The following is an 18213-nucleotide window of genomic DNA, read 5'->3' as shown; positions in this document are numbered from 1 at the left end:
TCACTGGCCGCCGGACGGCGCGGCGGGATCCGCCGGCGCGGCGGGGTCGGTCGGTGCGGCGGGGTCGGCCGGCGCAGCCGGATCGGCGGGCGCGGCGGGGTCGGCGGGCGCAGCGGGGTCGGTGGTCGCCGACTGCGGCAGCTGCAGGGGGATGCGTTCCCCGATCGGCTGGATCCGCGTCGCCTTCCACGTGCCGTCGACGTCCTGGAGCTCGAGTCGCAGCGTGCTCTGGAAGCGCTCGTTGCCGCTGGGCTTGGTGGTGTCGGTGGTGAGGACGATCAGCGACTGCGCGGTGCCCTCGTCGGCCGAGAAGCCCACCAGCGCGGCGTGCTGCACCGACGCCGTCGTGACGACGCCGGTGTCGGCGAACTGCTCGCGGAACTGATCCCGCGTGTCGTTCAGGCCCGAGGTGAGTTCGTCTCCGGTGATGGAGGACTCGATGTCGGCGAAGGTCTTGTCGAGATCGTTCGCGTCGACGGAGTTCAGGTTGATCGCGGCCTGTCGAGCGCCCGCGAGCGCGTCGTCACGTGTGGCCGCGGCGGAGGACTCGCGGAACGCGAGGAACCAGAACACGGCCGAGACCACGGCGAGCACAGCCGCGACCGCACAGACCGCGGCCGCCGCGACGACCGGCCAGGACCGGGTGCCCCCGGAAGACGGGGCCGAAGAGGTGGTTGGCATCACATCGCCACCCTACTAGGCGGTAACCACCGGCCCCGACAGGGACCGGTGGCCACCCGGTGGACGAGCCGGCGCGTCAGGGACGAACCGTGATGCCCAGCAGCGCGGCGAGCTGCGTGGCGATGGGGTTCAGATCGATGGGGTCCGGTGCCACCTTCGGCTTGCTGTCCCACGGCTGCGGGACGTTCGGATCGGCGAACTGCGCGCGGTTGGCACTGCGCACGCCGGTGAGCGACCCCTGCGGCACCGTGCAGTTGGCGTCGAGGTTGATCGGGAAGTCCTGCTGCGTCGGGTCGAAATCGGGATTGCGCGCCTTTTCGGCGTCGACGATGGCCTGCGTTCCCTCGTACCCCTGCGTGCACGCCGGCGGGTTGTTGACCTCCAGCGCGATGCCGAAGTGGATGGTGCCGTCGCCCGGGCTCACCGCGTTCGCACCCTGCGCCAGAGCGGGCAGGAACTGCAGCAGCGGCCGCAGGGCGAACGTGCGCGGACTGAGCGCCTCGGAGATTCCCGCCAAGTTGGTGAGGTTGGTGGTCAGCCCGGGGCCGGCCTGCGACACCAACGCGCCGGTCTCGTCGGAGAACGGAATCCCGTTGTCGATGAGACGGCGGATGTCCGGATCGTTCGACCGCAGCTGAGCCGTGACCAGCGCGAGGTCGGAGCTGAACTGCTGAATCGCGGACGACTGCTCGCTCTGGGTGTCCAGGACCACGCGGCTGTCCCGGATGAGGGTGAGCGTCTGCGGCAGGTTCGTCAGACCGTCCTGCGAGAAGGTGTCGAGGGAGTCCACGAGGCCCGCCAGCGCCGTGCCGGTGCCCTCGAAGCCGGTGCCCAGTTCGGTGACCAGGGTGCGGAGATCGTCCTTCGGCACCGTCGAGGCGAGCGTGTCGACGTTGCGCAGCAGATCCTCGACCGGGGTGGGGATCGAGGTGTCGGCCTCGGCGATCGTGCTGCCGTCCTCGAGGAACGGCCCCTGATCGGTCCGCGGCTGCAGATCGACGTACTGCTCACCGATCGCGGAACGGTTGGCCACCACGGCGACGGTGTCGGACGGGATGTCCGGGCCGCCCTTCTCGAGGTTCAGGGCCACGTCCACGCCCTGCTCGGTGAGGGTGAGAGCGCCGACGCGGCCGACGGGAATGCCGCGGTAGGTGACCTCGGCGTTCTGGAAGATGCCGCCGGAGTCCGCGAACTGCCCGGTCACCGTGTACTGACCGAAGCCCAGCAACTGATCGATCCGCACGTACTTCGCACCGACGTAGACGATGCCGAGCAGCGCGATCACCACGAACGCGACCAGCTGGGTGCTGACCAACTTCGATCTCACTGTCCACCTCCCGGCTGCGCGCCGGGGGCAGCGCCGATACCGAACTGTTCGAGAATGCCGTCGAGCGGATTCGCCGACGGCGGCGCCGCGGCGGGAACACCCGGCGGCGGCGTCGGCGACGGGATCACGGGCGGAAGCGGGAGCAGGGACACCGTCGGCCAGCCCGGTCGCGGCCCGTTGCCGTTGTAGTACGGGTTGGACGGATCCACCCGCGGCTTCGGTTCACCGTTGAGGGGTGGGCTGTAGATCGGATTGCCCTCACCCACACCGAAGGTGCTCAGCTGGTTGCCGATCTGCAGGTCCGCGCTGATGAACAGGTTGACCGAGTTGCCCTGGGCGATCTTCTCGACGCCGTCCGGGAACGGGAACGTCGGTACGAACGCGAGGTCGGTGATGAGCTCGTCGCCGTACGTCGCCAGTTCCTGCAGCGTCGGACGCAGGGCGCGCAGGTCGGCGATGAGATCGTCCTTGCTGCGCTCGATGACGTCGGTCCCCACCTCGCCGAGCCGGTCCAGCTGGGTGAGCAACTGCGTCAGCTGCGGACGCTGCTGCTCGAGCACCTCCGTGGCCACCGGCAGGTCCGCGAGGATGCGGTCGATCTTCTCGGTCTGCTGGTTCAGGGTTCCGGTGAGCACGTCGAGACCGTCGAGAGCCCGCGTGATGTCGCCCTTCTGCTCCTCGAGCCCGCCGATGAGGGTGTTCGCCTGCTCGATCAACGAGCGCAGCCGGTCCTCGCGGCCCTCGGTCGCCGTGTTCAGTTCCTTGACGATCGGGGCGAGCTGCGCGACGCCGCCACCGTTGAGCAGCATCGACAGCGCGCCGAACACCTGCTCGATGTCGGTGGCGTGGCGGGTGCGCTCGACCGGAATCGTGTCGCCGCCGATCAGTCGCGCCGCGTCGGCGTCACCCTCGGGGACCGACAACTGCACGAACTTCTCGCCCAGGAGGTTGGTCTGCTGAATGGACGCCGTGGCGTTCGCCGGCAGATCCACCGAGTTGTTCACCTCGACCGTGACGTCGGCGATCCACGAATCGCCGGGCACCGAGATGTCCGTGACCCGGCCGACCTCGACACCGTCGACCTTGACGGTCGACTGCGGCACCAGGTCCAGCACGTCGTCGAACTGCAGCGTCAGGCGAATGGGGTCGGACCCGACGTCGGCGCCGCCGGGCAACGGGATGCCGTAGACCCCCTCGGAGCCGCACGCTCCGACGGTCAGGGCCACCACGCAGGCGCCGGAGGCGACGGCAACGCGACGGGTCGATGCACGTGAGACTCGCACGGTCACTCCCCTCCCTGCGGAATCGACATTCCGGGCAGGTTCAGATCGAGGCGCGGGGACGGGTTGCCCGGCACCGTGCCGGGCTCGACGTTCCGCTGGATGTTGTCGCCGGTGATCAGTCCGAACGGCAGCACCAGCGTGGGGGTCTTCACCCCGGCGACGGCCTGATCGATGATGGTCCCGCAGTTGTCGACGATGGGCTGCATCTGTCGGCCGAGAGCCTCGAACTGCGGATCGCCCGGGCGCAGCTTCTGGAGATCGATCAGACTGCAGAAGAACGTCTTCGGATCCTGGAACTCCTGGAAGAGCAACCGCGCGTCGAGCGACCCGTTCTCCGCGTTGTAGGAGTTCGCGACGTTGGCGACGGCCAGCGGCAGCAAGGTCAGCGTGTCCGCGAGCTTGCCGCGGTTGTCCGCCAGCAGCTGAGTGGTGGGTGCGAGCGCATCCAGATCCGTGCTCAGTTGATCACGGTTGTCGCGGACGAAGCCCGCCACGTCGCCCAGCGTCACCGACAACTGCTGCAAGGCCTGCGAGAGGTTCTCCCGCTCCCCCGCCAGGAAGCCGGTGAGGGAGGACAACTGCTCGTTGAACGCACGCACCTGCTGATCGTTGGCTGCGAGAGCGCTGACGAAGGTCTGCAGGTTCTGCACCGTGCCGAACAGGTCGCCGCGGTAGGAGTCCAGGGTGTCGACCGCGCCGGACAGCTGTGTCAGCGTGTCGTTCAGCGCTTCGCCGTTGCCCTCGAGGTTGCGCGCACCCGTGCTCACGAGATCGGACAGGGCGCCGTCGCGGTTGGCACCGTTCGGTCCGAGCGCCTCCGACAGCTGGTCGATGCTCTGGTACAGCTCGTCCACCTCGACCGGGGTCGCGGTGCGCTCGCGCGGGATCACCGCACCCGATTCCATCTTCTCGCCGCCGGTGTAGGCGGGGGCGAGCTGGACGTACCGGTCCGCGACTACCGACGGGGCGATCTGCACCGCTCGCGCGTCGGCCGGGATGTCGACGCCGCCGTCCACCCGCAGGTCGACCTGCACCTGATCGCCGAGCCCCTCGACCTTGGTCACCTCACCGACCTTGACGCCGAGCACCCGGACCTCGGTGCCCTCGTACACGCCGACGGACTTGTCGAAGTACGTGGTGATCGTGGTCGTGCCGAGGCGCGTGAACGCCCACCACAGGGCGAACACCACGAGAACGACGACGGCGACGACGGCCGCGATCAGTCCCAGACTGCGCTTGGTGAACATCGAACGCGACGAATCCTGATCGGCGGTCACTGGCCTGCTCCCGGACTGCGAACGGGATCCACACCGAGCGTGCGGATCGGCTCCCGGTACCCCGGAATGTCGGGCAGACCCGGCGGGAACGTGTTGACGATGACCTGGTCGAACCACCGGCCGTTGCCGACGATGTTCGTGTAGAGCCGCACGAACGGCTCGTACATCTCGATGGCCCGAGAGATGTTCTCGTTGTTGGTCCGCAGGGTCTCGATGACCTGGCCGAGGGAGGCCAGCGCCGGCCCGATCTGGGCTTCGTTGTCCCGCACCAGACCGGTCAGCTCACGCGAAACCCGCTGCGTGCCGATGAGCAACTGCGAGATGGACCGCTGGCGATTGTTCAACTCCTGCACCAGGACCGACGCGTCACCGATCAACCGGGTGAACTCCTGATTGCGATCCGCCAGGACCTTGGTGGTGGTGTTGGTCGCCGCGAACAGCTTGGACAGCTGCTCGTCGCGGGAGGCGATTGTCTGCGACAGCCGAGTCACCCCGTCCAGCGATGCCCGAATGTTGTCCGGGGTCTCGGAGAACGCCTGCGAGAGCGTCTCCATGCTGGTCGCCAACTGCGTGGTGTCGATGTCGCCGGTGGTCCGGGCGGCGTCGGAGAACGCGTCGATGACGTCGTACGGCGCCGTGGTGCGCTCGATCGGGATGACGTCCCGAGGGTTCAGGCGCTCGTCGCCCTTGGGCTCGAGCGACAGGTACTTCTGCCCCAGGATCGTCTTGATCTGGATGGAGGCCGACGTCTTGTCGCCCACCCACGCGTCGTCGACGGTGAACTCGACCGCGACCTTGTCGCCGTCGAGCGAGACGTCGGTGACCGTGCCCACCTTGACGCCCGCGATACGCACCTCGTTGCGCGAGGTGAGTCCGGCGGCTTCGGAGAAGTCCGCCCGGTACTTGGTGCCGGCACCGATGATCGGCAGCGAGTCCAGGAAGAACGCGCTCATCGTGGCCATCAGGATGAGGAAGATGCCGAGGGCACCCGCGACGGCCGGCTTGCGACGGGACTCCATCAGGAAATACCTCCTGCCGCACAGCGTTTCGCGGAGTTCGTGTAGAGCGGCTGGTTGATGGTCGGCAGGCCGGTGGGCAGGTTCAACTGCGGCGCGTACCCGGGTCCGGCGACGATGTCGATGCCGCACAGATAGAACTGGAACCACGATCCGAAGCTCGCGACGCGAATCAGCTTCTCCAACTTGACCGGGAAGTTCTTCAGGATCGCGTCGAAGTCGGCCTGACGGTTGTTGATCTTGGTCGACAGCTGGTCGATCGAGGCGATGGACGACTGGATCGACGGCCGGGTCGGCTCGAGCAGATCCGCCGTGGCATCGGTCAACCCGGCGAGCGAGGTGACCGCCGAACCCACCGTGTCGCGATCCGCGGCCAGTCCGGACACCAGTTGCTGAGTGTTGACGATCAGCTGGTCGAGGTCCTTGTCGTGGCGGTTGACCGTGTCCAACACTCCGTTGAGGTTGTCGATCACGGCGCCGATCACGCGGTCCTTGTCCGCGACCGTGTTGGTCAGGGATGCGGTGTCGCGCACCAGATCACCAATGGTGCCGGACTCGCCCTGGAAGACCTGGATGATCTGGTAGCTGAGCTTGTTCACGTCGTCCGCGGTCAGGGTCTGGAAGAGCGGACGGAATCCGTTGAACAGCGTGGTGAGGTTCACCGCGGGCCGGGTCCGCTCGAGCGGAATGGTGGCGCCGCTGGTGATCTTCTCGCCCTGGTTTCCGGCGCCTTCCTCCAGCGCGATGTAGCGCTGACCGATGAGGTTGCGGTACCGGATGGACGCGGTACTGCTCGCGGGCAGCCAATCGCGTTGCGTCAGCGCGAAATCGACGCGCGCGCGGTCGCGCTCGTAGATCTCGATCTTGTCGACCGTGCCGACGCGCACGCCGGCGATGCGCACCTCGTCGCCCTCGTTGAGCGACGCCACGTCGGAGAAGATCGCCGAGAACTTCGTGTTGCCCGACCCGGCGCCGTTGGCGATGGTCAACGCCAGGGCGGCCGTGGCCAGGATGGTGACCACCGCGAAGACGATCAGTTTGACCAGCGGTGCGGCCAATCCCCTCATCGCACACTCACTTCCGTGCCGCGGAGCGCAGGAGCGCCCACCAGGGTGGTCCAGGCCGGCACCTGCTCCGGTGCCAGCCCGGACCCGGAGCCGTACACGACGGCCAGCGTGTCACGTTCGACGTCCGACCCGGCGTACGACGCCGGCACCGGGGAATCGAGCGGATTCGGCAGCGGCGGGTCGATGGCCGGGCCGGGGTTGCGTGACGGCACCTGGTAGGAGCCGTCGTTCACGCCGCTGCCGGGGTACTGCGGGAAGAACTTGCCCGGGGTGGTGACGTCGTCGAAGCACGACGGTCCGCGGGTGTCGAACAGACGCGGCTCGTCCTGGTTCGGGATGTACCGACCCTTGGGGTTGACGAAGTTGATGGTGGCGCGGACACCCGGGTACGGCGCGTCGACCGACAGGATTTTCTTGGCCTCCTCGGCCACCCGGACGAACTCGGTGAACGTGCAGCCGAACGACGGCGAGAACTCGGCCAGCAGCTCGAGCGCCTCCCGCGAATCCGCCGCCACCGTCACGATCGACTCCGCGTTGGTCTGCACGAGGTCCGCGAGCGAACCCGACGACGCGGTGGCGGACACCAGCAGGGTCTCGACGTCGTTCTGCTTCTCGACCACGGTGTTGCCCGTGACGCGCAGATCGTCCAGCGCGTCCACCAGATCCGGTGCCGCGGTGGAGTAGGTCTGCGAGAGGTCGGCGATACCGCGCAGATCCTCCTGAATGTTCGGCAGCTCGGTGTTCAGACCGGAGAAGATCTCCTCCAGCCGGTCGATGGTGAGGCCGAGCTTCTCGCCCTTGCCGTCGAGCGCCTGGGACAGCGCGCCGAGGGTGTTGGCGAGCTGTTGCGGCGGGATCGCCTCGAGCAGCGGCAGCAGCGAGTCGAGCAGCTGGCCGACCTCGATCGCGTTTCCGCTGGTGTCCTGCTCGATGACCGAGCCCTCGGCGATCGGACTGGCGCTCGCGCCGTCCTGCGGGATCTGCAACGCCACGTATCGCTCGCCGAACAGTGTCTTCGGCAGCAGGCGCGCCGTGGTGTTGGACGGGATCATCGAGACCATGTCCGGCTCGAGGGCGAGCTTCGAGACCACCCGGCCGTCCTCGGTGGTGGCCGAGCGCACCTCGCCGACGATCATGCCGCGGGCCTTCACGTCGGCGTTGGCGGGCAGCGAGTTGCCGACGGTGTCGGTGACCAGGTCGACCATGACCACCGACTTGAAGGTCTTGGAGTAGCTCGCGATCGACCACCCGACGAACAGCACGACGACGAGCAGGAACCCGACGCCGAGCAGTCTGCGCTTGGTCGCGGACGGGGCGTGATTCATCCGGCCACCCTCACCGTGGTCGTGGTGCCCCAGATGGCGAGGCTCAGGAAGAAGTTCAGCACGGCGACGGTGACGATCGCGGCGCGCACCGCGCGACCCACGGCGACACCCACACCGGCCGGTCCGCCGGACGCGGTGTAGCCGTAGTAGCAGTGGATCATGATGAGCACGAACGCGAAGACCAGCACCTTGGCGAAGGAGTAGAGCACGTCCTCCGGGGGCAGGAACAGTGAGAAGTAGTGGTCGTACGAGCCCGGTGACTGCCCGTTGAACACCGTCGAGACCAGGCGCGACGCGAGGTAGGCCGACAACAGGCCGACGATGTACAGCGGGATGACGGCGATGAAGCCGGCGATCATGCGGGTGGAGACGAGGAACGGCACCGACGGCACCGCCATGACCTCGAGCGCGTCGATCTCCTCGGAGATGCGCATCGCGCCCAGCTGCGCGGTGAAGCCGCAACCGACCGTCGCGGACAGCGCCAGGGACGCCACGATCGGCGCGATCTCACGGGTGTTGACGTACGCCGAGAGGAATCCGGTGAGCACCTGGGACCCGAGCTGCTCGAGGGCGGCGAAGCCCTGCAGCCCGACGACCACACCGGTGAAGCCGCTCATCATGAGGATCACGCCGATGGTGCCGCCGATCACCGCCAACGCGCCCGTACCGAAGGTCACCTCGGCCAACAGCCGCAGCGTCTCCTTCTTGTAGTGCACGACGGTGCGCGGGATCCAGCCGATGGCGCGGCCGTAGAAGGACATCTGCTCGCCGGCACGATCGAGCATGCCCAGCGGGGCGCCCGCCGCACTGCGCAGCTTGAGAAGAGTGCGGTCGCCGCGACCGCGCGCGATGGTCATCTCAGGCTCCCTTGGCCGGAACGACCTGGAGGTAGACCAGGGTCATGATGAGGTTCGCGAAGAACAGGATCAGGAAGGTGATGACGACGGTCTGATTGACCGCCTCGCCCACACCCTTCGGTCCGGGGTTGGGATGCAGTCCCTTGTAGGACGCGATCACGCCCGCGATCAGACCGAAGACGACGGCCTTCAGCTCACCGACCCAGAGATCCGGCAGTTGCGCGAGGGTGCCGAACGACGCCAGGTAGGCACCCGGGGTGCCGTCCTGCAGGATCACGTTGAAGAAGTAGCCGCCGGCGATGCCGATGACGGAGACCAGGCCGTTGAGCAGCAGGGCCACCAGGATCATGGCGAGCACTCGGGGCACCACCAGACGCTGCACCGGGTCGATGCCCAGCACGCGCATGGCGTCGATCTCCTCACGGATGGTCCGCGAGCCGAGGTCGGCGGTCACCGCCGACCCCGCGGCGCCGGCGATGAGCAGCGCGACCACGATCGGACTGCCCTGCTGGACCACCGCCAGCACGCTCGCGGCGCCGGTGAAGGACTCGGCACCGAGCTGCTTGATCAGCGACCCCGTCTGCAGCGAGACCACGGCGCCGAACGGAATCGCGACCAGTGCCGTCGGCAGGATGGTGACGCTCGCGATGAACCACGCCTGCTCGATGAACTCCCGGAACTGGAACGGCCGCCGGAAGGTGTTCCTGGCGACGTCGACGAGAAGTTCGACGATGTTGCCTGCCTGAGTCAGCGCGGCAGTGCCCGATCGTGCGATCGGGTTGGAGGTCTTCGCCATATGTCGTCTCAGCCTCGGGGACGGTCGGTCGGGGAATCGTACCGATCACGCGGCTCGGGCTCGTTCCAGCCCTGGTATCCGCGCTGCTCGGTCGGGGCGTCGTCGTGGGACCATTCGCCCTGGTCGTAGCCACCCTGCTGGTAGCCGCCCCCCTCGTAGCCACCCTGCTGATAGCCACCCCCCTCGTAGCCACCCTGCTGGTAACCGCTCTGCTCGTAGCCGCCCTGCTGACCGTCGGCTCCGACATAGGCGGGCTGACGCTCGCTGTCGGCCTCGTCGAGGCTCTGCTGGATGGCGTGCTGCGCCTTCTCCGGAAGCGTGTGCATGATGCTGCGCACGCGCTCGCGACGACGGTCGACGGCCTGACGACGCGGCATGCCGGGCGTCGGGTCCATCTGCGGCATGATCCCCTCGACGTCCTCGACGCCGCCGAGATTGTGGCCGGCGTCCGAGAGCGCCTGCTCCTGGCGCATCTGCGCCTCGTCCTTCTCCTCGCTCATGCCGATCGGGCCGATCATGGTGCCGTTGAGGAACTGCTTGACGGCCGGCTCCTCGGAGGTGAGGAGCACCTCACGGGGGCCGAACATGACGAGGTTCTTGCGGAAGAGCATGCCGATGTTGTCCGGCACCGTGCGCGCCAGGTTGATGTTGTGCGTGACGATCAGCATCGTCGCGTCGATCTGCGCGTTGATGTTGAGCAGCAACTGGCTGATGTACGTGGTGCGCACCGGGTCCAGGCCCGAGTCCGGCTCGTCGACCAGGATGATCTCGGGATCCAGGACGAGGGCGCGGGCCAGGCCGGCGCGCTTGCGCATACCGCCGGAGATCTCGCCGGGGAGCTTGTTCTCCGCACCGGTCAGACCGACCAACTCCAGCTTCTCCATGACGATCTTGCGGATCTCGTCTTCCTTCTTCTTCGTGTGTTCACGAAGCGGGAAAGCGGTGTTGTCGTACAGGTTCATGGATCCGAACAGAGCGCCGTCCTGGAAGAGCACGCCGAACAGCTTGCGGATCTCGTAGAGCTCCTTCGAGGAGCACTCCATGATGTCGGTGCCGTCGACGACGATGCTGCCCTCTTCCGGGCGCAGCAGGCCGATGAGCGACTTCAGGAAGACCGACTTGCCCGTACCCGACGGTCCGAGCAGGGCGCTCACCTCGCCGGTCGGGAGCGTCAGCGTGACGTCCTGCCAGATCTTCTGAACACCGAACGACTTGGTCAATCCCTCGACCGAAACCTCGACACCCACCGTTGGACCCTCCCACTGCTCGTCGCACACGACGCAGGCGCGTCGACCCATGCTTCACCGACATCTGTGTGTGTGCGTCGCGTCACTCTAACCCACCGAAGTGGCCGCAACGACCACGCACCTTACCGATCGGTAACCCGCCCCCCGACGCGGCCGTGGTTCCGTCGTCGAAGTCTGCCCGATGAAGCGCCGTTGCACGGGCGAACAGACACGACGCGCACGAAATTGGTGAGCGTTCGCAATCGACCGGTCGTAGACGGTCACGGGCCGGGGCCGTCGGCGCAGTGACCTCCCACCGACATGGGCAGCGCGCCCCGCGAAGCCTCCCCCTGCCGCGCACCCCGCCCTACCGTGGGCCACCGCCAGGTTCCTGCCCCCGACCCGGAGGATCGATGCGCGACGTGACGAGTACGGCCCCGAGTCGCCGCCGCCAGCTCTCGGCCTTCGGGGTCATCTGCCTCGCGGAGCTCCTGATCGTGCTGGACATGACGATCATCAACGTCGCGCTGCCGTCCATCGGCGTGGAGCTCTCGGCGGGCATCTCCGGGCTGCAGTGGGTGGTCGACGCCTACACACTGACGTTCTCGGGACTGCTGCTCGCGTTCGGCAACCTCGGCGACCGCTACGGCCGACGACTGTTCCTGCTGGTCGGACTGGCCGGCCTGGGGGCGTCGTCGATCGTCGGCGCGACCGGGGACGGTCTCGGCGACGTCCTCACCTCGCGGGCCGTGATGGGGGTCTTCGCGGCGATGGTGCTGCCGGCCACCCTCGCGGTCATCACCAATCTGTTCCCGCTGCCGAAGGAACGCGCCCTCGCCATCGGCGCCTGGTCGTCGATCGCCGGTGTCGCCGTCGCGATCGGTCCGGTCTCGGGCGGCTTCCTCCTCGAGCACTTCTCGTGGCACTCGGTGTTCTGGCTCAACGTCCCCGTCGCGCTGGTGGGCGTGGTGCTGGTCGCCCTGATCGTGCCCGAGTCCAAGGCCGCGAACCCCGGCAAGCTGGACGTGCCGGGTGTGCTCCTGTCCATCGCCGGCGTGACCCTGTTGGTCTTCGTGGTCATCGAGGCGCCGAACTTCGGATGGACCTCTCCCGCCACCCTCGGCGGCGCACTCGCCGCGGTCGCACTGCTCTGGGCCTTCGTCCACCGGCAGCGCCGTGTGGCCGCCCCGGTGCTCGACGTCTCGTTGTTCCGGATCAAGCCCTTCGCGTGGCCGGCGGTGTCCATCGCGATCGGCTTCTTCAGCCTGTTCGGATTCCTGTTCCTCATCACCCAGTACTTCCAGGGCATCCGCGAGTACAGCCCGCTCGACTTCGGCATCGCCACTCTGCCCTTCGCCGCGGCGCTGGCCATCTCGTCGCCGTCCGCCACCGTCATCGCCCAGAAGATCGGCACCATGCCTGTCCTGGTCACCGGACTGGTCCTGATCGGCGCGGGCCTGGTGGTGGCGGCGCAGGTGAAGATCGACAGCTCCTACCTCGGCCTGGTCCTCCCGGCGATGCTGCTCCTGGCCGTCGGCATCGCCGTGATCCAGGGCCCCGCCACCGAATCCATCATGTCCTCGCTTCCACTGGACGAAGCGGGCGCGGGTGCGGCGGTCAACGACACCACTCGCGAGATCGGCGGCACCCTCGGCGTCGCGGTGCTCGGCTCGCTCGTCGCCAGCTACTACGTCTCCACCGTCCGGCCCCTCGTCGAGGCGATCCCGAGCGCGATCATGACCGAGACGGAGAAGGCCTACGCGCAGGCCAGCGTGCTCAGCGTGTCCGAGATCCGGGCCCGCGAGCTCCCGAGTCTCTTCGAACCGCAACGTGCACAACTGATCACGGAGATGAAGGAAGCCGCGCTCCGTGGCTCGTCCATCGCGGCCTACGTCGCGGCGGGCGCCGTCTTCGTCTGCGCCGTCGTGGTCGCCCTGAACTTCCCCGCCCACCACCGGACCAGCGGGATGCTGGCGCCGGAGGCGCCGGACCGGACCGAGCCGAGCGTGGCGTCGAGAACCGAGGTCGACGGATGACGTCCGTCGTGTCCTCGGCCGCGGGCCTGTCGTCGGGCCGTCGCACCGCGGCCTTCGTCGTCATCTGCTTCGTCGAGTTGCTGGTCGTGCTCGACAACACCGTCGTCAACGTCGCACTTCCGGACATCAGCGAGGAGTTGCGCGCCGGTTTCACCGGCCTGCAATGGGTGGTCGACGCCTACATCCTCACCTTCTGCGGGCTGCTGCTCGCCTTCGGCAACATCACGGACCGCATCGGCCGCAAACGCATGCTGCTGATCGGTGTCGTCGGCCTGGCCGCCACGTCGGTGATCGGCGCGGTCGCCGACAGCCTGCCGCAGCTGATCACCTCGCGTGCCCTCATGGGGGTCTTCGCCGCCGCCGCGCTGCCCGCCACCCTCGCGGTCATCATCGACATCTTCCGCGAGCCCGCTCGACGCGCGGTGGCGATCGGGACCTGGGCGTCCGTGGCGGGCATCGCCATCGCGATCGGTCCGGTGTCCGGCGGTTACATCGTCGAGCACTTCTCCTGGCACGCCGTCTTCTGGCTGAACGTTCCCGTCGCCCTGATCGCCGTCGTCGGGATCGTGACGGCCGTCCCGGAATCCCGTGCACCCGAGACCGGTCCGCTGGACGTGCAGGGCGTCGCGCTCTCGTTCGCCGGCATCACGCTGATGGTGTACTCGCTGATCGAGGCGCCCACCCACGGGTGGCTCTCCGCGCACACCCTCGGCGGCGCGGCCGTCGCGGCGGTCCTGCTCGTGCTGTTCGTCCTGCGCCAACTACGCACCGCGACACCGATTCTCGACGTGCGACTGTTCCGTCTTCCCCCGTTCGCCATGCCGGCCCTGGCCATCTCGGTGGCCTACTTCTCCATGTTCGGCTACGTCTTCCTCACCACCCAGTACTTCCAGGGTGTCCGCGGCTACACCGCGCTCGAGTTCGGCGTGGCCACCATCCCGTTCGCTCTCGCCCTGGCCGTCAGCGCGCCGCTCGCGACCGCCCTCGCGCAACGGATCGGCACCATGCCCGTCGTGGTGACCGGCCTGATCCTCGTCTCCATCGGGATGGTTCTCGCCGGACAGGTCGACGTCGACTCGTCGTACGTCGGCCTGCTCCTGCCGACCATGGTGGTGCTCGCCGTCGGTATCGCCGTAATTCAGGGCCCCGCAACGGAATCCATCATGTCGGCGGTGCCGGTGTCCGAAGCGGGAGCCGGCTCGGCGGTCAACGACACCACTCGCGAACTCGGCGGCACGCTGGGTGTCGCCGTCCTCGGGTCCATCACCGCGTCGTACTACAACGCCGCGGTCCGGCCCGTCGTCGCAGAGATCCCCGTCACCGTCATCTCCGACCGCGACCGCGAGTACGTGGACTCGAGCTTCCTCTCCGTCACCGCGCTGCAGGAGTACGACCTGCCGAGCATCCTCGTCCCCGCGCGAGATGCGTTGGTGCTGACCATGAAGGAGGCCGCGATGGACGGCGCCCGCGTGGCGTCCCACGTCGCCGCCGCCGCCGTCGCGGTGTGCGCGGTGGTGGTCGCCGTCGGGCTTCCGCGCTCGCACCGGACCACCGGAGTGCTGCGCACCGACGAGGCGGAGGAAGCATGAGCGGGCTCACCGTCGCGGTCACCGGCGCCACCAGCGACTTCGCCGCGGCGTTGCTCCCGGTCCTGCTCGACGATCCGGCGATCACGACCGTCGTCGGCCTCGGGCGTCGGGCGCCGCGGGTGCATCACCCCAAGCTGCGTTCCGTCACGGCCGACATTCGCTCACCCGATCTGGCGGCGATCTTCGCCGGCTGCGACGTGGTCATCCACCTGGCGTTCGTCGTGGAGGAGCAGCGCGACAAGGCGGTCATCCACGACGTCAACATCGAGGGCACCCGCAACACGGTCGAGTGTGCGCACCGCGCGGGCGTCGGATCGATGGTGGTGGCGTCGAGCGTCAGCGCGTACGGCCGCGAGGACCTGCCCGTGCCGGTGACGGAGGACGAGTTCCCCACCGCGGACCCGAGCCGGTACTACTTCTTCGACAAGGCCGAAGTCGAGCACTTCGTCGAATGGTGGCTGCGACGCCACCCCGGCGAGATGAGCATCGCTCTGCTGCGGCCCACCTACATCGTGGGCTCCCACTTCTCCAACGACGGCATCGACACCCTGACCCAGTCGGTGATCGCGTTCCCCGATCCGCGCCGATCGCACTATCAGTTCCTCCACCAGGACGACATGGCGGACGCGTTCCACCGGGCCGTCCACGCGCGTCTCGACGGGCCCTGGAACCTGGGGCCGCGGGACTGGCTCAGCGTCGCGGACCTCGGCGCGATGCAGGGGCAGGTGGTGCTGAACGTCCCGCTGCGACTGCTGCGCACCGCCGTCGACGTCGCCTACGCCCTGCGCCTGCTGCCGTTCTCGGGGCACTGGATCTCCTCCGGTGAGGCCGCGGTGGACTCCACCGCCCTCGAACAGCGCACGGGCTGGGTTCCGACCATGAGTTCGGCCGAGGCGGCCGCGGTCATGATCCTGCTGGCCGGTCGACCCGTCGTCACCCGTCGTCACGCGCCGCGGCGCGCCGTGGTGTGCGAGTCGGCGTTGCAGGCCGCGACGACGCGGCTGCGGGCGTGGGCCGAGACCGACCCGGCTGCGGCCGTGCTTCGGAGCCACCTCGACGCCGGACTCGAGCGGTGCGAACACCGACAGATCGATACCCCGACCGGCTCCGTGCACGTCGAGATCCACCACGGCGAACACGGCACGGGGGTGGACACGGTGGTGGTTCTCCCCGTGCCGCGAGGACTGCACGCGCGCTACCTCACCGCCCTCGGCCGGGCCGTCGCCGAGTCGGGTGCCACCGCCGTGCTGGTGGACCTGCCCGGACACGGCCTCAGCACGGGCCGTCGGGGGCGGGCCGGCCGCCGGGCCGTCCGCGAAGCCCTCGCCGCGGTCTGCGCCGAGTACGCCGCCGACGAGGTCGTGCTGGTGCGTCACCGGCGCGGCACCCGACGGGACAGCCTTTCCGCGGTACCCGGCGACGACGGACTTCTGCTCGCCCGCAGCGGCGTCCGTCTGCCGACACGGCGATCGGAGAAGGTCCACGCGGACCGCGGGCTGCAGCGCGTCCGCACCCTGCGACTGCCGCGGCGGGCCACCGCCCGCACGGGCGACGGCCAGCGCCGCATGCTCGAGGCGATCAGCCGTGCCGTGACTGCGCAGACGCAGGCAGCGTCCCCCGCGCGACGAGCCACCGCATCGTGAACTCGCGCTCGACCGCGAATCCGCGGTCGACGTCCCCGGCCATCATCTTTTCCAGGACGGCACCCACCACGGGCATGGTGGCCTCGACCGTGCCACGAAAGATCAACGCGCAGGCACTCTCTCCCCGCGGCTCCAGCGCGAGATTCCCGGCCATGACGACCGGCACCCCGGCGGTGACCAGCCGGTAGTCCCCGACGGCCGACCCGTCCGCCCGCAGCGGGCGCCACCGCTCGGTGCAGCGGGCGGACATCGTGCTGCCCACCAGTCGGCGGACGCCCTTGGGCATCACGTCGGGGTCGAGCGTCTGATCCACCTCCGATGTGGTCAGCTCCGGCGTCACCTCGTGCCGCACGACCTTGCTTCCGCTGCCGATGTCGCGCACACGGTCCGACCAGTACGTCTCGTTCGTGAGCGTGGCGTGCAGAAGCTCGGCGGAGCAGGGGTACTCGGTGTGCTGCTCGATCGAGAGAGTCACGCGCCCACCGGAACCGGGCTCGCGAGGGCGGCACCGACCTCGTCGGGAGCCGACTGCCCGTTCGCATGATCCGACCCGTCGCCGAGGACCTTGCCCACCTCCTCGATCACCCGATCGAGATGGTCCGTGGTGTGGTCCGCCTGCACGCACAGACGCAGAATGGCGCCGTCGTGCGGGACCGCCGGGAACATCGCGGCCGACGCGAACACCCCGGCGTCCCACAGGGTTCGCCACGTGTTGACCGTCTTGAGATCGTCCCGCACGTTGACGGCGACGATGGGCGACACCAGATCCGAGCCGTCGGGCAGCGGGCTGGGCGCACCGACGTCGACCCCGGCGGCCCGCAGCCCGTCGTGCAGGTAGCGCGCGTTGGCCAGGGTGCGGCGAGACCGCTCGGCGCCCTCGTCCGTGCGCATCAGACGAATCGCCGCGAGGGCCGCACCCAGTGCCGCGGGCACCCCGGCGGTGGTGAACAGGAACGTCCGCGCGTGGACGCGCATGGCGTCGACGATGTCCTTCGAGCCGGCGACGAAGCCGCCCGACGATCCCAGTCCCTTGGACAGGCAGCCCATGCGCGCGTCGATGTCGTCCGCCGCGCCGAACAGCCCGGCCGCACCGGTGAGGTCCGGTCCCATGACCGCGACACTGTGGGCCTCGTCGACGAACAGCGCGGCGTCGTATTTCTCGCACACGGCCGCGATCTCGTCCAGCGGCGCGAGGTCACCGTGCATGGAGTACAGCCCGTCCACGACCACCAGCACGACGCCGGTGGAGCGAGAGAGCTTGTCCTCCAACAGGTCCACGCGGTTGTGCCGAAACGCACGGACCGTCGCGCGGGAGAGCCGGCAGGCGTCGTAGATCGACGCGTGGGCCGCCGAGTCCACCACGACGGTGTCCCCGACCCCGACCAGCGCGCTGATGCCGCCGAGGTTGGCCTGATAGCCGGTGGTGAACACCAGAGCCTGGTCGGTGCCGTGCCAGTCGGCCAGTTCCTCCTCCAGCTCGGTGTGCAGCGTGATCGTGCCGTTGAGCAACCGGCTGCCGGTGACGGTGGCGCCGTAGCGCTCGAGCGCCGCCGCCGCGCCCGCGCGCACCACGGGGTGATCGGCGAGGCCCAGATAGTTGTTGGAGCCCATCATGATCACCGACCGGTTCTCGACGTCGACGACCGGTGCGTTGACCGATTTCATCACCCGGAAGAACGGGTTCTGATCGTGCTTGGTGAGCACGCGATGCGCCCAGATGCGCTTGTCGTGCCGGATACGATCGAGCAGAGCCTGTGAACTCATGTGTCACCCCGAACAGGTCGGACGGAAGGTCCGGCGGAGTCCGCCGGCGCACCGGCGGCCGAGGGGGCCCGGCGCTGCATCGCGCCGCGCTCACCGGCCTCAACCGCTGTTGCGCTTACCGCTCCAGGCTACGGATGTCGTTGTGCCGGAACACGACAAGACCGGTGTGACATGTGGTCAACAGTCGGTCCCTCGATTGGAGAAGCACCAGCGTCGGGCGAGAGACCCGGGCAGCGGCCGACAACGGGTCGATACTCGCCCACGCACAGAACCCGCCGGACGACGTAGCGGGAGGCCACATTCCGGGCAAATCCGACGAAAGGTCC

Annotated in this window: 15 protein-coding genes; 3 read left to right on the top strand and 12 right to left on the bottom strand. The window is 68.5% G+C overall.

What is annotated here, in order from left to right; genetic code table 11:
• From A3Q40_RS20020 to A3Q40_RS01640, 10 genes are all read right to left on the bottom strand, one after another.
• Positions 1-681, bottom strand: coding sequence for a hypothetical protein (locus tag A3Q40_RS20020; protein WP_069973000.1), 681 nt, complete (start codon positions 679-681; stop codon positions 1-3).
• A 76-nt stretch (positions 682-757) separates the two neighbouring features.
• A complete protein-coding gene (locus A3Q40_RS01680) occupies positions 758-2008 on the bottom strand; it encodes an MCE family protein (RefSeq protein ID WP_068099515.1) in 1251 nt (416 codons plus the stop codon).
• Entirely contained in the window at positions 2005-3291 is a 1287-nt protein-coding gene (locus tag A3Q40_RS01675; RefSeq protein ID WP_157889461.1) for an MCE family protein, read from the bottom strand. Before A3Q40_RS01675 ends, A3Q40_RS01680 begins: the two co-directional genes overlap by 4 nt.
• 2 nt (positions 3292-3293) lie before the next feature.
• The gene (locus A3Q40_RS01670; RefSeq protein ID WP_068104874.1) at positions 3294-4538 is read right to left on the bottom strand and encodes an MCE family protein; all 1245 of its coding nucleotides are present in this window, start codon (positions 4536-4538) and stop codon (positions 3294-3296) included.
• 26 nt (positions 4539-4564) lie between these two features.
• On the bottom strand, positions 4565-5587 hold the full coding sequence (locus A3Q40_RS01665; protein WP_068099513.1) for an MCE family protein: 1023 nt from the start codon (positions 5585-5587) through the stop codon (positions 4565-4567).
• Positions 5587-6651 carry an MCE family protein gene (locus A3Q40_RS01660; protein ID WP_068099512.1) on the bottom strand — a complete coding sequence of 355 codons (1065 nt, stop codon included), beginning with the start codon at positions 6649-6651 and terminating at the stop codon, positions 5587-5589. The genes A3Q40_RS01665 and A3Q40_RS01660 overlap by 1 nt, the downstream gene beginning before the upstream one ends.
• Positions 6648-7976 carry an MCE family protein gene (locus A3Q40_RS01655; protein WP_068099511.1) on the bottom strand — a complete coding sequence of 443 codons (1329 nt, stop codon included), beginning with the start codon at positions 7974-7976 and terminating at the stop codon, positions 6648-6650. Before A3Q40_RS01655 ends, A3Q40_RS01660 begins: the two co-directional genes overlap by 4 nt.
• Positions 7973-8833 carry an MlaE family ABC transporter permease gene (locus A3Q40_RS01650; protein WP_068099510.1) on the bottom strand — a complete coding sequence of 287 codons (861 nt, stop codon included), beginning with the start codon at positions 8831-8833 and terminating at the stop codon, positions 7973-7975. Before A3Q40_RS01650 ends, A3Q40_RS01655 begins: the two co-directional genes overlap by 4 nt.
• Position 8834: 1 nt before the next feature.
• The gene (locus A3Q40_RS01645) at positions 8835-9629 is read right to left on the bottom strand and encodes an MlaE family ABC transporter permease (protein ID WP_068099509.1); all 795 of its coding nucleotides are present in this window, start codon (positions 9627-9629) and stop codon (positions 8835-8837) included.
• A gap of 8 nt (positions 9630-9637) precedes the next feature.
• Positions 9638-10876: an ABC transporter ATP-binding protein gene (locus tag A3Q40_RS01640; RefSeq protein ID WP_235606393.1), complete on the bottom strand. Its 1239-nt coding sequence runs from the start codon at positions 10874-10876 to the stop codon at positions 9638-9640.
• Between the two features lie 392 nt (positions 10877-11268).
• Here A3Q40_RS01640 and A3Q40_RS01635 point away from each other — a divergent pair, with 392 nt between their 5' ends.
• Genes A3Q40_RS01635 through A3Q40_RS01625 form a run of 3 tightly spaced genes read left to right on the top strand, consistent with a single transcriptional unit; the run spans position 11269 to position 16123 of the window.
• Complete coding sequence (locus tag A3Q40_RS01635) at positions 11269-12891, top strand: MFS transporter (protein WP_068099508.1); 1623 nt, start codon at positions 11269-11271, stop codon at positions 12889-12891.
• On the top strand, positions 12888-14480 hold the full coding sequence (locus A3Q40_RS01630; protein WP_068099507.1) for an MFS transporter: 1593 nt from the start codon (positions 12888-12890) through the stop codon (positions 14478-14480). Before A3Q40_RS01635 ends, A3Q40_RS01630 begins: the two co-directional genes overlap by 4 nt.
• Entirely contained in the window at positions 14477-16123 is a 1647-nt protein-coding gene (locus A3Q40_RS01625) for an NAD-dependent epimerase/dehydratase family protein (RefSeq protein ID WP_068099506.1), read from the top strand. Before A3Q40_RS01630 ends, A3Q40_RS01625 begins: the two co-directional genes overlap by 4 nt.
• Here A3Q40_RS01625 and A3Q40_RS01620 read toward each other — a convergent pair.
• Positions 16059-16598 carry a DUF2505 domain-containing protein gene (locus tag A3Q40_RS01620; RefSeq protein ID WP_068099505.1) on the bottom strand — a complete coding sequence of 180 codons (540 nt, stop codon included), beginning with the start codon at positions 16596-16598 and terminating at the stop codon, positions 16059-16061. The two genes, A3Q40_RS01625 and A3Q40_RS01620, sit on opposite strands and share 65 nt — an antisense overlap.
• Positions 16595-17887 (bottom strand): aminotransferase class I/II-fold pyridoxal phosphate-dependent enzyme, encoded by a 1293-nt coding sequence (locus A3Q40_RS01615; RefSeq protein WP_069972885.1) that lies wholly within the window; start codon positions 17885-17887, stop codon positions 16595-16597. The genes A3Q40_RS01620 and A3Q40_RS01615 overlap by 4 nt, the downstream gene beginning before the upstream one ends.
• Positions 17888-18213: the final 326 nt, after the last annotated feature.

This window comes from Rhodococcus sp. PBTS 1 (assembly GCF_001620025.1).
In the GTDB taxonomy this organism is placed as follows: Bacteria; Actinomycetota; Actinomycetes; order Mycobacteriales; family Mycobacteriaceae; genus Rhodococcoides; species Rhodococcoides kroppenstedtii.
The sequence above is the reverse complement of the archived record's forward strand: the minus strand, read 5'-3'. Positions and strand labels throughout refer to the sequence as shown.